The following is a 13267-nucleotide window of genomic DNA, read 5'->3' on the forward strand; positions in this document are numbered from 1 at the left end:
GGTTCCGCGCTGACGCATGTCCAGCCGCGACCGAGCCCGTAGCTCCCGGCCCCGGATCGGCACGCCGATCCCCCGCTCGGGGGTGGAGTCGTCCGTCTCGGACAGTGTAGTTTTGGAGGGCGTCCGAGCATCGGCCGCCGATCCCACCGCCCCCGCGTCTGTCGTCCCGCATACAGGTGTGCCCTCGCCTGGCCTTGAACACAGCGCACGACACCGAAGGATTCCGCACGTGACCATCGCCGTGTCCGCCTCCATCGCGACCGATCACCTCATGCGATTCCCGGGCAAGTTCTCCGATGTGCTGCTGGCCGATCAGCTGCAACATGTTTCGCTGAGCTTCCTGGTCGACGATCTGGTCATTCGCCGCGGCGGTGTCGCGGGCAATATCGCCTACGCGATGGGTCTGCTGGGCCGCAATCCGCTGCTGGTCGGCGCGGTCGGCCCCGACTTCGCCGATTACCGGCAGTGGCTGGAATCCCATGGCGTGGACTGTTCGGCGGTGAAGGTGTCCACCGAGGCGCACACGGCGCGCTTCGTCTGCACCACCGATGAGGCCATGGCGCAGATCGCCTCCTTCTACCCGGGCGCGATGAGCGAGGCCCGCGAGATCTCCATCGGCGAACTGACCCGGACCCGCGCCATCGATCTGGTGCTGGTCGGCGCGAACGATCCCGATGCCATGCTGCTGCACACCGAGCAGGCCCGCACCGCCGGGATCCCGTTCGCCGCCGACCCCTCCCAGCAGCTGGCCCGCCTGGACGGCGAACAGGCGCTGCGCCTGATCGACGGCGCCGCATACCTTTTCACCAACGAGTACGAGTGGGGCCTGCTGCTGCAGAAGACCGGCCTGTCCGCCGCGGAGATCGGCGAGCGGGTCGGCATCCGGGTCACCACCCTGGGTGTGAAGGGCGCGCTGGTGGTCGACAAGGACGGCACCGAACTGCATGTCGATGTGGTGCCGGACAATTCGAAGGTCGACCCCACCGGCGTCGGTGACGGCTTCCGCGCGGGCTTCCTCACCGGCCACACGGCCGGTCTGAGCCTGGAGCGCTCCGCGCAGCTGGGATCCCTTATCGCCGTGCACATTCTGGAAACCGTGGGCACCCAGGAATGGACCTTGGACCACGATGTGGCCGTGAAGCGCCTGCGCGCGGCCTACGGCCCGGAGGCCGCGGCGGAAATCGAAACAATTCTTCGCTGACACCCGCCGGTTCCCTGCCGGACGCCTGAGCCCCGCACACTGATCGCGTGATCGGTGTGCGGGGCACCTGTCTGCGCGGACATTTCGCCTGTCCGATCACTGCTCTGTACTGATCTACGCGGTCGGCCGATCGCGCCCGTTCCGAAGGATTGAACAAGTGTTTGCGTCATCGGACGCACCGCGGTCGGGCGGTGCAGCCGTGCGAATCGGAATCGTGGATCTGATGTCGCTGCGGCCGGAGAGTATGACTCGCAGGGTCTTCGCCGCAGCGGTGGCCGCGGGCGCGGCGCGGCTGGGCTGGCGGACAGCGGGTTTCGGTGCCGCGACCGGTGGCCCGTCGGCGAGCGTCGCGTCCGGACGATCGGCGACCGGATGCTCGTCGGACGAATCCTCGGCGACCTGTCGCCCGGACGGCCGCCCCTCGGGAATCCGGTCCGAGGCGACTGGCCGAGCGGCTGTGGAACGCCCAGCAGCCGGTCCCTTCGGCGCGGAGTCGTTCGCCACCAAGCCCTTATCGGCCCCTGAACCCGCCGCGACTGGGGCGTCCCCAGTGGAGGCGTCCGAATCCGAAGTGGCGGTCGCGTTCTTCAGCATCGACCCGCTCCGCGCGAGCACCGACGTCGATTGGCCCGCACTGGTTGCCATGGACGCCCTCATCATCAGCGGCAGCGAACCCAAGGCCGCGGATATCGCCTCCGAGCCCAGCCTCGCGGTGGTCGACCGCATTCTGCGCGACTGCTCGGGCGCCGCCTCGTTGCTGTTCTCCTGCCAATCCGCCCACGCCGCACTGCATCTGCTGCACGGGTTGCAGCGCCACCGTCTGCCGTACCGCGCACACGGTGCGTTCGACCACTGGGTACACGGTGCCGCCCTGGACCGCGTGGGCGGCGTGCAGCCGGGCGCGCATCCCGGCACCGCACTGGTGGAGGGCCTGGCGACACCCGTGCGGGTGCCCCATTCCCGCTGGAACGCAATGACTTCCGCCGATCTCCGCAAGGAGGGCGTCGACATTCTGCTCGACTCCGAGGAAGCCGAATGGCACCTCGCCACCGGCCCCGACGGCCTGCGCCACGTCTTCCTCCAGGGCCACCCCGAATACCTCCCCGACACCATGGCCCGCGAACACCGCCGCGACCTCCGCCGCTGGCTGTCCGACCCGATGCGCCCCTTCCCCGCCATCCCGTCGCGCTACTTCCCGCACGACACCGAACTGACCCTCCTCGACCTCGCCGTCCGCCTCCGCACCACCTTCGACCCGACCCTGCTCGACGGCTTCCCGCTGCCGACCCACCACTCCGAGGTGATGGCCGACTGGACCGCCGACGCGGAAGTGTTCTTCGCCAACTGGATTCGAGCCGTCGCACAAGCCCGCTCGACCGCCGCAGCCCCGGCAGATCCCGCACCTCAGCCGATCCCCTCGATCTGACCCGCCAGCGCGCCGATGATTTCCGCGCCGCCGGTTCGTCTACACAGCACACCCCTGCGGAAGAAGCGAATCATGGCCGAGCCGAAAACACACACCCTCGAGGTTCCGGGCGCCATCCTCACCTACGACATCCGCGAGTCCGAGACCGGTGCCGGTCCCGTCCTGCTGATGATCGGATCCCCCATGGGCGCGGCCGGTTTCGGCACCCTGGCCGGATACTTCACCGATCGCACGGTGGTCACCTACGATCCGCGCGGCGTGGAGCGCAGCACCCGCACCGACGGCGCCCGCGAGTCCACCCCCGACCAGCACGCCGACGATCTGCATCGACTCATCACCGCCCTGGATCGCGGCCCGGTGGACCTGTTCGCCAGCAGCGGCGGCGCCGTGAACGCGCTCGCCCTGGTGGCGCAGCATCCCGAACAGGTGCGCACCCTGGTGGCGCACGAACCGCCCGCCGCGCAGGCGCTCCCGGACCGTGAGCACGCGCTGGCGGCCACCACCGATGTGTGCCGCACCTACACCGAACACGGTTTCGGCCCGGCCATGGCCAAATTCCTCATCCTGTCCAGCCATCGGGGCGAGGTGCCGGCCGATTTCGCCGAGTGGCCCACCCCCGACCCCGCCGAGTTGGGCATGCCGACCGAGGACGACGGCAGCCGCGACGACGTGATGTTCGCGCAGAACCTCGCCAGCCTGGCCTACTACGAGCACGACTTCGACGCCCTGCGCGCGGCCCCGACCCGCATCGTGCTGGTGGGCGGCATCGAATCCGAGGGCCAGCTCGCGCGCCGCGGCAGCGAGGCCGTAGCCCAGCGCCTCGGCACCGAGATGGTCGTCTTCCCGAGCGACCACGGCGGCTTCCTGGGCGGCGAATACGGCCAGACCGGCGAACCCGAAGCTTTCGCGGCCGCCCTCCGCGAGGCGCTCGAGGACTAGCGCACAGCAGATCCGGCCCTCCGGGCAACCGCACCGCAATCGAGTGCCGGCTTCCTCGGTCGGATCGCCGCGCGCCACCGAGCACATCCACCAGGCCGCGCATGGGCACAGCGCTATCCGTTGCGGGGCACCACCCTGCCTCGCGTCCGGAACCTGCTCCCGGCGGCGCGAGCCGTGTGCGCCGCTCCAACCTCATACGGTGGGCGTGGCCGCGGGCGCCGGGAGTCCCCGCCCGTCGATCCCGCCCGCCCCATAGGGTGTCCGGTATGGGATCCGACCGTGTGTACTTCCGCCAACTGCTCTCCGGCCGCGACTGGGCCGTGGGCGATCCGATCGCCACCCAGATGCGCAACTTCGCGTATCTCATCGGCGACCGCGACAGCGGCGAGTGCGTGGTGGTCGACCCGGCCTACGCGGCGAATGAGCTGGTCGAGCTCGCCGAGGGTGACGGCATGCGCCTGAGCGGCGTGCTGGCCACCCACCACCACCCCGACCATGTCGGCGGCACCATGCTCGGTTTCACCCTGCGCGGCGTGAAGGAACTCCTGGAGAACGTGGACGTGCCGGTGCACGTCAACAAGGAGGAGCTGCCCTGGGTCGCGCAGGTCGCCGATATCGCGCCCAGTGAGCTGACCGGCCACGAGCACGGCGACAAGGTCGCGATCGGCGGCCTGGAGATCGAACTGCTGCACACTCCCGGCCACACCCCGGGCAGCCAGTGTTTCCTGTTCGACGACCGCCTCATCGCGGGCGACACGCTGTTCGTCGACGGCTGCGGCCGCACCGATTTCCCCGGCGGCGACTCCGACGCCATGTTCCACAGCCTCCGCTACCTGGCCGGCCTGAAGGGCGACCCGGTGGTGTATCCCGGCCACTGGTACTCCCAGGAGCCGAGCGCCGCCCTCTCCACCGTGCGCGACAGCAATTACGTGATGCGCCCGCAGACGCTGGAGCAGTGGCACATGTTCATGCCCGGCTGATCGGCTTTCCACGAAACCTGCACCGCGCGGTCCTGACGTAGCCTTCTAGACCGTCGGCTGCGGCACCTGGAAGCTGAAAACCACCGCCCAGTTCCCCTTTCCCACCGGCTCCGCCGCCAACTCCAGCGGCTCCGCCAGCTCCTCCGACCAGGGCTGATGCGAGGGGAACCGGTGGCGGCTACTCGGCCGATACCGCCAGCATTTCCCCCTGATCACACGTTCAGGCGAGTTTGCGCATCCAGCCGTGGCGATCGGCGAAGGTGCCACGCTGGATTCCGGTGAGGGTGTCGCGCAGGGCCATGGTGACCTCGCCGGGCTCACCGTCGCCGATGGTGAATTCGCCCTCGGCGGAGACGACCGATCCGACCGGGATGACCACGGCGGCGGTGCCGCAGCCGAAAACCTCGGTGATCTCCCCGGATTCGACCCCGCTGCGCCATTCGTCGACGGAGATCTTGCGCTCCTCCACCCGGTAGCCCGCGTCGGCGGCCAGGGTGATGAGCGAATCGCGGGTGATGCCCGGTAGCAGCGAACCGGACAGTTCCGGGGTGACCAGGCGGGCGTCGGAGCCGGTGCCGAAGACGAAGAACAGGTTGTTGGTGCCCATCTCCTCGACGTAGTTGCGCTCGCACGCGTCCAGCCACACCACCTGATCGCAGCCCTTGGCGGCGGCTTCCTGCTGGGCCAGCAGCGAGGCGGCGTAGTTGCCCGCCACCTTGGCCTCACCGGTGCCGCCGGGAGCGGCGCGCACGAATTCGGTCGACAGCCACACCCGCACCGGCTTCAGCCCACCCGCGAAGTACGCACCCGCGGGCGACCCGAGTAGCAGGTACTTGTACCCCGCTGCGGGCTTCACACCGAGGCCGACCTCGGTCGCGAACATGAACGGCCGCAGGTACAGCGACTCCTCACCCCCCGCGGGCGGCACCCATTCGCCGTCCACCTCGAGCAGCTGCCGAATCGACTCGATGAACAGCTCCTCCGGCAGCTCGGCCATGGCCATCCGGCGTGCCGAACGCTGGAAGCGCTGCGCGTTGGCGTCCACCCGGAACGTCGCGATACTCCCATCGGACTGCCGGTACGCCTTCAGCCCCTCGAAGATGGCCTGCCCGTAGTGGAACACCATGGTGGAGGGGTCCATGGACAGCGGCGCGTACGGCTGCACCCGCCCGTTCACCCACTCCCCGTCGACATAGTCCAGCGACACCATGTGATCGGTGAAGTACCGCCCGAACCCGGGCGCCGCGAGAATCTCCTGTCGCCGCTCCACCGGGGTGGGAGCCGGATGCGAGGTGCGAGAGAAGTGCGCGGCAACAGTCATGACCGGGAGTTTAATTCGCCGCTCCGGAGCCGCCGGTGTCGCCTCGGAAAAACTCCCACATGGCCAGCTCCCCATCGTGCGCCCGCAGCTTGGCGACGGCCGCGTCGAGCGGGCGTTCCTGGGTGAGTTCGTAGAACAGGTACAGCGCCGCGAACAGGCTGGCGTGCCCGTACGGCGCGTCGGTCGGGGCGATATAGGCCGCGGCACCGCTGTCCAGGAACGCCCGCGCCAGCTTTTCGTCGCCGGTCTCGCAGCCGAGCGAGAGCACGGTGCTGCCCGCCAATCGGAGGTGTCCGCGCACCTCCTCCGGCCCGAGCCGATCGAACGGCTGCGCGGCGGCGATCTCACCCCCGAGTTCCGGCAGCAGAATCGCCCCGTCGATCCCGTGGCAGCAGAGCACCACATAGGGCGCGACCGGCCGCCCACCCCCGAGCGCGGCCACCAGATGCCGGGCCTGCCCGATGGTCAGGTAATTGACCTGAATCCCGAACTCCTCGAGCGCGATTCGCAATGGCTGCGCACACGAGTCCTCGATGACGACGAGGTCCACCGTCGTCCACGCCAACCGCCCGTCACAGACCTCGTCCACTCGCGACATGACCATGAGTTTCGCGGCGAAGGGTGCGGCGCGACAACCGGATTATCACCGACGAGGCGCGCTCTCGACCGGCCTGTCGTCCCGGCGGACGACGCCGTTTCTCGCGCGGTCGCCCCGGCGATGAGGCAGGCCGCCTTCGACTCGAGGGAGCCGACTACTCCCTCACCCTCACCAGACCCCGCGAGGTGGCGGCCGCGATCACCGACTTCGCCCGCCGCCCTCCGGTCCGGCGACCGTTCAGGCAGTCTTCGCCTGCACGAACGGCGGCCGCACCACCTCGCACCGCAGCCGACGCCCACGGACGTCGACCTCCACCTCGTCCCCCTCCGCGAGCCCCGCCGCGGTGTCGAGCAGTGCGAGCGCGATGCCGATCTTGAGCGTCGGCGAGAACGTGCCGGAGGTGGTCTCCCCCACCCGCTCCTCCCCGCGCATCACGGCCTGTCCCTGCCGCAGCACACCGCGATCGAGTGCCCTCAGCCCCAACAGCATCCGCTTCGGCCCGGCCGCCTTCTCCTGTTCCAGCGCGGCTTTGCCCCAAAACTCCGGCTTCTTCCACCCGACCGCCCACCCGGCGCGGGCCTGCACCGGCGAGATCTCCAGCGACAGTTCGTGCCCGTGCAGCGGATACCCCATCTCGGTGCGCAACGTATCGCGGGCACCGAGCCCCGCGGGCTGCCCGCCGGCGGCCCGCACCTGCGCGACGAGCGCCCGGAACAGGGCCTCGGCATCCGCCCAGCGCGGCAGCAATTCGTACCCGTGCTCCCCGGTGTAGCCGGTGCGGCACACCCGAACCGGCCGCCCCTCCCACTCGGCGTCGGCGTATGCCATGTACTCCATCTCGGTCGGCAATCCGAGCTCCGTCAACACCTCCGCCGACTTCGGCCCCTGCACCGCGAACACCGCGTACTCCCGATGCTCGTCGGTAACCGTCACCCCGTCCGGCGCGGCCTTCGCCAACTCGGCCACCACCGCCGCCGTATTCGCCGCATTCGGCACCAGGAAGATCTCGTCATCCGACACGTAGTAGGCGATCAGATCATCGATCACCCCACCCTCGGCCGTACAGCACAGCGTGTACTGCGCCTTCCCCGGCCGAATCCGCCCGAGATCATTGCTCAGCGCCGAGTTCACGAACGCCGCCGCACCTTCTCCCGTGACGGTCGCCTTCCCCAGATGACTCACATCGAAAAGCCCCACCGCGGTCCGCACCGCCGTGTGCTCCCCCACGGTCCCCGCATAAGAAACCGGCATCTCCCACCCCCCGAACGGTGCGAAGGTAGCGCCGAGCTCGACATGAACGGCGTGGATGGGTCCCTGCAGCAGCTTCTCGTCGGTCACGGGTAGGAGCTTATCGGCCGCCCCCGCGAATCCCGGCCCGCCGGGAACCGAAACCGCCTCACCAGCGTCGATAGTGATGACACTCGGCTATCGCCCCATGACACTGCGCTAGAGTCTGCCGAGGATTTGCTACCTGGGAGATACCGCCGTGTACGTCGACATCGAACTGCTGCACCGCCTGGAAAAGGCGTGGCTGGAGACGTCACGCGCCATCAAGACCGTCCCCCGCGCAGGAATAGCCGACCTCGAAGCCGAGTTGCCGCAGTCCCTCGCCGAGAAAGCCGTCACCGACATGGGCACCGACGTATACGAGGCGTACCTGGAGCTGGCGTACCACTTCGACGACCTGGCGAAGCTGACCCGAGGCGCAAACGACACCTACCAGGTGACCGACCAGTTCTGGGCCGAAAAACTCGCGAAAATGGGCCGCCGATGACCTACACGGTGAGCGCGGTCCGCAGCTGGCGGCCGGAATCACTGGCGGACCGGGCGGCGATCCTCGCCACGGGTGCGGACCACATGGTGCTTACGCTGGACGCGGCGTGGCGGGAGGCCGACCAGATCGCGTCGGGCGGGTGGACCGGGGCGGCAGGGTCCGCGGCGTACGAGCGGATCCAGCGTGAGCATCGCATGGGTATGCGGATCGTGACGGCGGTTCGCGATGTCGTAGACGCACTCCGCAGCGCGGCGGCCAGCCTGCGATCGGTGCGCGATCACGCGATCGGAACCGTTGACGCGGCCATCGCCGACGGATTCACGGTAGGAGACGACTGGCAGGTCGGACCGACACCGCAGGACAAGAGCGAAGACCTACGAGCAAACCACATCGCCTGGATTTCGAGTGCGCTCCGCCAACTGACGGATGTCGACCGGTCCGTCGCGATGGCACTCGACGCGAAGATGGACGAAGTCCGAGCCCTGCGGGAGGACGCCGCGACGGGGCGCGAGTACGTACCGCCCGCCTCGACGGCACAGATGTCGGCGGCGGAAGTCCAGGCGCTGATCGACGATCCGCGGTTCCGCGAGTGGGTCGACCACCATCCCGATGCCGCCAAGGCACTACTCGACGAAGCCGTCGATTCCGGAAAACTCGATCCGGCCACGAAGTTCTACAGCTCGTTCCTGCGAGGCTATTGGCAACGAGAAGCATTGGAGCAAGCAGGGATCGACCCCGCCGCATGGCGGCCCGAACTCGGCGCCGAGGCGAACAGGGACACCATCGTCAAGGTCTACGAGTACTACGGCCGCCTGTTCCTGGACCGACCCGAACTCCAGTGGGCCGGAATGGCGAACATGATCGGCCCGTCGTTCGCCGGCGGATTCTTCGACCTGGACATGATGCAGGAGTTGACCAGCCTCGAGGGGCGGTCACCACTGCCGTTCCTGATCGGTGGGTTGCCGCCGATGCTGGGAACTGACAGCGGGCCCGGATTGCCCGCCGAGGAAATTCGGTTCTACGAGTCCAGCTTGCTCGGGATGCAGAAGGAGATCTTCACCGATCAGGCCGCTATGCACGAGGCCTATCTAACGGGCGGCACAGCCGAGATCGATCGCATGTCTCGGGCAGGTCTGCTCGATCCCAATGCCACCGGTGCATGGCATCAGATACACGACGGATACGTGCGGAACGATCAGAGTCTGATCGCTGAAGGCAACCAGAGACTCCTCTGGCGGGAGCAGTGGCAGATCATCGCCGACGACTACGATCGCATGCGTGAACGTCCGGCTACCGGTGAACTGGTCACCTGGGGGATGACCGCGGTCGGCGCGCCGTCGATCCCGGGAGCGCAATCGTTCCCTGAGGTGTTCCCCAAGTCCGTCGACGCTCCCGGCCCCTTACCGGGCACGATCGTCACTCCGCTCCCCGACGGCAATATCTCCTACCGTGACCAGCGGTGGGACCTGATCACGCAGGATACGTTGCCCGCATATCAGCGGCTGCTGGCCGACGATCCGGCCCGCGCACGACAGTTGATCGCCTCCGACTTCGAAACCCGCATGGACGAACAGCGGCTCGCCAACCGGCGGGACGACATCATGAAACAGTTTGCGACACAGTGGGGATACGAGCGATGAACCCATGGTCACGCCGCGCCTTGGCGACCGCAGTACTGCTGCTCTCGACCGCCGCCTGCTCCACCCCGTCGAGCAAGGAGGAGCCCGTGCCCAGCACCACAGAGTTCTCACAACTGACCCCGGCCGGGATCGAACGAATCAAGCAGACCGGCCACGCCCGATTCGACCTCCGCAACCGCGAACTCACCAAAGCCGCGACGGGTATGGAGGGTCAGACCATGGGCCCGATCATAGGCGGCCCCGATCAGCCCATGATCACACTCGAACTCCTCGGACCTGATCGGACCGAAACAGTGGAGACGAACACCATCGGCTTCGTCTCCACCGGTCCCGCCGAGGCACCGTACGACGAGATCGTCTTCTTCCGACCGCTCGACACAGCGCAGCAGGCGAACGCTGAACTCCGCGAAGGTGTAACCCGTTGGGGCTTCAATACGCGAAAGGTCGATCTGTGGGAGGAGAACTCACGCGGAGAGTCGGACTATCAGCAGGTCGTATCTTCCGGCATCGGCCCCAGTGGCTTGGTGGTAACGGTCGAGGCCTATCTGAAGTCCGGCAAGCCACTCCTCCGCTATATGGTCCACCTCGAACCGTACCTCTACGCACCACAAGCCCTCGAAGACATCCGCAAGACGGGTATCACCACGTACTCAGGCTGAACTGCCCAGGCACCTACTTCGCGGCGAATAGCTGCTCTGCCGCGGCGATCCCACGAGCCAGTGAATCCGAATCCGGACCCAGTTCCGCGATGATGTGATCGATGTCCCGCAGACCAGCCGCGGCGAGCATCCGCTTCTCGTTGAGCGCCCATTCGCCGCGGGCGGCGAGTACGGCGTGCGCGGTGTACATCGCGGCCGTCGCCAGTGCGCCCGCGACCTCGGTCACCTGTCCGCGCGCGACGTGGGCGTTCTTGGCGTACATCATCGTGAGATTCGCTCGCTCTCGCCATAGTTTCGGTGCCGACTCCCGCAGTGCCGCGGGAAACTCCGGCCGGGGCAGACTTCCGCGAAGAACTTTGTTCACGGCCAGTTCCGCCACGACGAGATAGCTCGGGATACCCGCGAGGTGGAACATCAGCGGCTCCCAATGGAACCGCCCCGCTCGAGACTCCTCCAGTTCGCGTTCGACGACATCGAGATCGCGGTAGAGCACGTCCACGTGTCGGCCGTCGATGGTCAGCCAAGCACCGCCGTTGAAAACTCCGGCGCCCCATGCTCCGACGTCGAATACCTCTCCCTCCCAGCCGATCGCCCGCAGATCGGCAGGATCGAACGCGCCGCGATAGTAGACGCCGAAGTCCCAGTCGCTGTCCGGCGCGTGCGTTCCCCGCGCGCGTGACCCACCGAGCGTCACCGCCAGCACAGTGGGGAGTGCGGCAAGCCGCTCGGCCACGTACTCGCGAAATTCCCCGTCGCTGTGTTTCACCGCCCCCATTGTGCTACGAGATCACCGCGATCCGTTCCGAGCCCCGCCCGACAGCATGTCGCCCCGGTTCGAGGCAGGCGAGCAGCCGTCGCTCATCCATCACCTCCACCTGAAATCCCTTCGCTCGCAACTCCGCGACCCGCCGCGCCTTGACCGTGGTGAACGCGGCGGGCTCCACCCCTTCGAACCCGTCCCCGACCACCAGACAGGTGGTCCGCCGGGTGACGTTCCGCGCCGGGGTGGCCCCGCAGGCGGCGATCGCATTCCACGCCTCCTGCCGACTCATGGCCGCCAACTCCCCGGTGAACACCACCACCTGTCCGAACAGCGGGTGCCCCGGATCCCCGCCACGGATCTCCGGCATCACCAATTCCTCACGCGGGAACGAGGAGCGCCGCCGCCCCACACGTGTGCTCACCCGCCTGCGTGGCCGCGCCTCTCCCAACCGCTCGAGCTCCGCGAGACTGTCCACTCCCACCCGCGCCGCCAAGGCCACCACGATGTCCGCTGCCGCGGCGGCATCCGCTCCCGCGTCGTGATGCGCGATCAACTCGACCCCCAGCGCCCCGGCGACATCCGGCAGCCGATAGCTCTCCAGATCCAGGTGCCGCCGCGCGATCGCCAAACTACAGCGGAAGTCCCACCCGGGTGCGTCGATCCCACTGTGCCCGCATGCTTCTCGCACGGCCCCACGGTCGAACCCGGCATTGTGCGCCACGACCGGCAACCCGCCGACCACGCGCTCTACCTCGGGCCACACCTCTCCGAACGCCGGTTTCCCGGCCACCATAGAAGCCGAAATCCCGTGCACACGAACGTTGTGCCGCGCAAAGAAGTCCACGGCCCCTGGCGGCCGACACAACCACGAATGACTACCAACCCGACGCCCCTCCCATACGACGGAAACTCCGATAGCACAAACACTCCCCCGCGCCGAGTTGGCGGTCTCCACGTCGAGCGCCGCGAACGACAGGCCGGGCACCCTTACCGCACCACACACGGCGGCAGGACGCGATCTCCCACCCCACCACGTTCGACCGTCACCGGCCGCGCCAACCCACAAGACTCGAACACGCTCCAAGTCTCAGCCAATTCCGCGGTACCCTCTCGCCAAAATCAGTTCCGGACAGACGGTTTCATAGAACTCGGCAACGGCTGCGAACACTTCGAACAGATCCTCGTTCTCAGGACCACAGCGCATACCAGCTTGCCCGACGACCGCATCTGATGTGCGGAGAATCGCCCATTCGCACCGGCTTTCGGCGCTCACACTGTCGCATGGACGGCATGGACGGCAAACATAGCCCGGCCGCACAGACCTGCTACCCGGCCGCCGACCCCGAACCACTGCGCGCCGGGTGACCGAGATCAGCCAGCACCACTGGCGAGGCGACGACGGCTTCGCGCAACACCCACCCGCACTCCACCGACTCGACGAGATACGTACGGCATCACTGATCCCGCACCGTCGATTCCACCACCGAGTACCGCACCCGCTCCTGTTCGAGGCGCACGGCGTGCCCGAAGGTGTCGTCCACCAGATCCCGATACAGATCGAGTTCGGCGGGCCGCAGGTGGTCGAGCACCGTGACCGTCGGCGAATCCTCGCGCACCCATTGACCTTCGTGCGACAGCAAGGTGTCGCGGTCCATGAGCAGGGATTCGGCGTGTGGGAACCGCTGCCGGAGGCGGTCGAGAATGGCGAAGCCGTGGGTATCGATATCACCCCAGTAGCGGACCCTGCGGTCGGCGAGCCACGACAGGGCGTTCAGCCTGGTCAGCGCGTAGCCGCCGCCGAAGATGGCGATGGCATCCGGCACCGGCGGCAGCGCCAGGTATGTCGTTTCGTTCTCGACGATGACGATCGTCGTCGCCTCCGGTGGCGCCACCGCCAGTTCATCGACACGAACATTCAGTTCGGTGAAGCCCGCGGTGGCGCGCAGCGGGTCGAGCCAGCGGTAGC

At 67.8% G+C, this 13267-nt stretch carries 14 protein-coding genes; 7 read left to right on the forward strand and 7 right to left on the reverse strand.

The window, feature by feature from the left end:
• The first annotated feature begins 229 nt into the window (after positions 1-229).
• The 4 genes from QK444_RS20200 to QK444_RS20215 all read left to right on the forward strand — a co-directional run bounded on the left by QK444_RS20200 (position 230) and on the right by QK444_RS20215 (position 4546).
• Positions 230-1201, forward strand: a complete 972-nt coding sequence (locus QK444_RS20200) for a carbohydrate kinase family protein (protein ID WP_282782572.1) — start codon at positions 230-232, stop codon at positions 1199-1201.
• Positions 1202-1751: 550 nt separating this feature from the next.
• The gene (locus QK444_RS20205; protein ID WP_282782574.1) at positions 1752-2627 is read left to right on the forward strand and encodes a homoserine O-succinyltransferase; all 876 of its coding nucleotides are present in this window, start codon (positions 1752-1754) and stop codon (positions 2625-2627) included.
• Positions 2628-2699: 72 nt separating this feature from the next.
• On the forward strand, positions 2700-3566 hold the full coding sequence (locus QK444_RS20210; protein WP_282782576.1) for an alpha/beta hydrolase: 867 nt from the start codon (positions 2700-2702) through the stop codon (positions 3564-3566).
• Between the two features lie 266 nt (positions 3567-3832).
• On the forward strand, positions 3833-4546 hold the full coding sequence (locus QK444_RS20215) for an MBL fold metallo-hydrolase (RefSeq protein WP_282782578.1): 714 nt from the start codon (positions 3833-3835) through the stop codon (positions 4544-4546).
• A 45-nt stretch (positions 4547-4591) separates the two neighbouring features.
• Here QK444_RS20215 and QK444_RS20220 read toward each other — a convergent pair whose 3' ends face one another.
• The 4 genes from QK444_RS20220 to gcvT all read right to left on the reverse strand — a co-directional run bounded on the left by QK444_RS20220 (position 4592) and on the right by gcvT (position 7803).
• On the reverse strand, positions 4592-4762 hold the full coding sequence (locus QK444_RS20220; RefSeq protein WP_282782580.1) for a hypothetical protein: 171 nt from the start codon (positions 4760-4762) through the stop codon (positions 4592-4594).
• 4 nt (positions 4763-4766) lie between these two features.
• Entirely contained in the window at positions 4767-5867 is a 1101-nt protein-coding gene (locus tag QK444_RS20225; RefSeq protein WP_282782582.1) for a branched-chain amino acid aminotransferase, read from the reverse strand.
• 10 nt (positions 5868-5877) lie between these two features.
• The gene (locus QK444_RS20230; RefSeq protein WP_282782584.1) at positions 5878-6465 is read right to left on the reverse strand and encodes a hypothetical protein; all 588 of its coding nucleotides are present in this window, start codon (positions 6463-6465) and stop codon (positions 5878-5880) included.
• A 237-nt stretch (positions 6466-6702) separates the two neighbouring features.
• Positions 6703-7803, reverse strand: a complete 1101-nt coding sequence (gene gcvT / locus QK444_RS20235) for a glycine cleavage system aminomethyltransferase GcvT (RefSeq protein WP_282782586.1) — start codon at positions 7801-7803, stop codon at positions 6703-6705.
• Between the two features lie 148 nt (positions 7804-7951).
• On the opposite strand from gcvT, the gene QK444_RS20240 reads away from it, so the two are divergent.
• From QK444_RS20240 to QK444_RS20250, 3 genes are all read left to right on the forward strand, one after another.
• Positions 7952-8239 (forward strand): hypothetical protein, encoded by a 288-nt coding sequence (locus QK444_RS20240; RefSeq protein WP_282782588.1) that lies wholly within the window; start codon positions 7952-7954, stop codon positions 8237-8239.
• Positions 8236-9879 carry a WXG100 family type VII secretion target gene (locus QK444_RS20245; protein ID WP_282782590.1) on the forward strand — a complete coding sequence of 548 codons (1644 nt, stop codon included), beginning with the start codon at positions 8236-8238 and terminating at the stop codon, positions 9877-9879. Before QK444_RS20240 ends, QK444_RS20245 begins: the two co-directional genes overlap by 4 nt.
• An 86-nt stretch (positions 9880-9965) precedes the next feature.
• Entirely contained in the window at positions 9966-10538 is a 573-nt protein-coding gene (locus QK444_RS20250; protein WP_282782592.1) for a hypothetical protein, read from the forward strand.
• A 13-nt stretch (positions 10539-10551) separates the two neighbouring features.
• Here QK444_RS20250 and QK444_RS20255 read toward each other — a convergent pair whose 3' ends face one another.
• From QK444_RS20255 to QK444_RS20265, 3 genes are all read right to left on the reverse strand, one after another.
• A complete protein-coding gene (locus QK444_RS20255; RefSeq protein WP_282782594.1) occupies positions 10552-11304 on the reverse strand; it encodes a nucleotidyltransferase domain-containing protein in 753 nt (250 codons plus the stop codon).
• Between the two features lie 13 nt (positions 11305-11317).
• A complete protein-coding gene (locus QK444_RS20260) occupies positions 11318-12304 on the reverse strand; it encodes an exonuclease domain-containing protein (RefSeq protein ID WP_349239531.1) in 987 nt (328 codons plus the stop codon).
• Between the two features lie 451 nt (positions 12305-12755).
• A partial coding sequence (locus QK444_RS20265; protein WP_282782596.1) for a DUF2220 domain-containing protein occupies positions 12756-13267 on the reverse strand: 512 nt, incomplete at its 5' end.

Origin of the sequence: Nocardia sp. CC201C (assembly GCF_030010695.1) — a bacterium.
Lineage (GTDB): Bacteria > Actinomycetota > Actinomycetes > Mycobacteriales > Mycobacteriaceae > Nocardia > Nocardia otitidiscaviarum.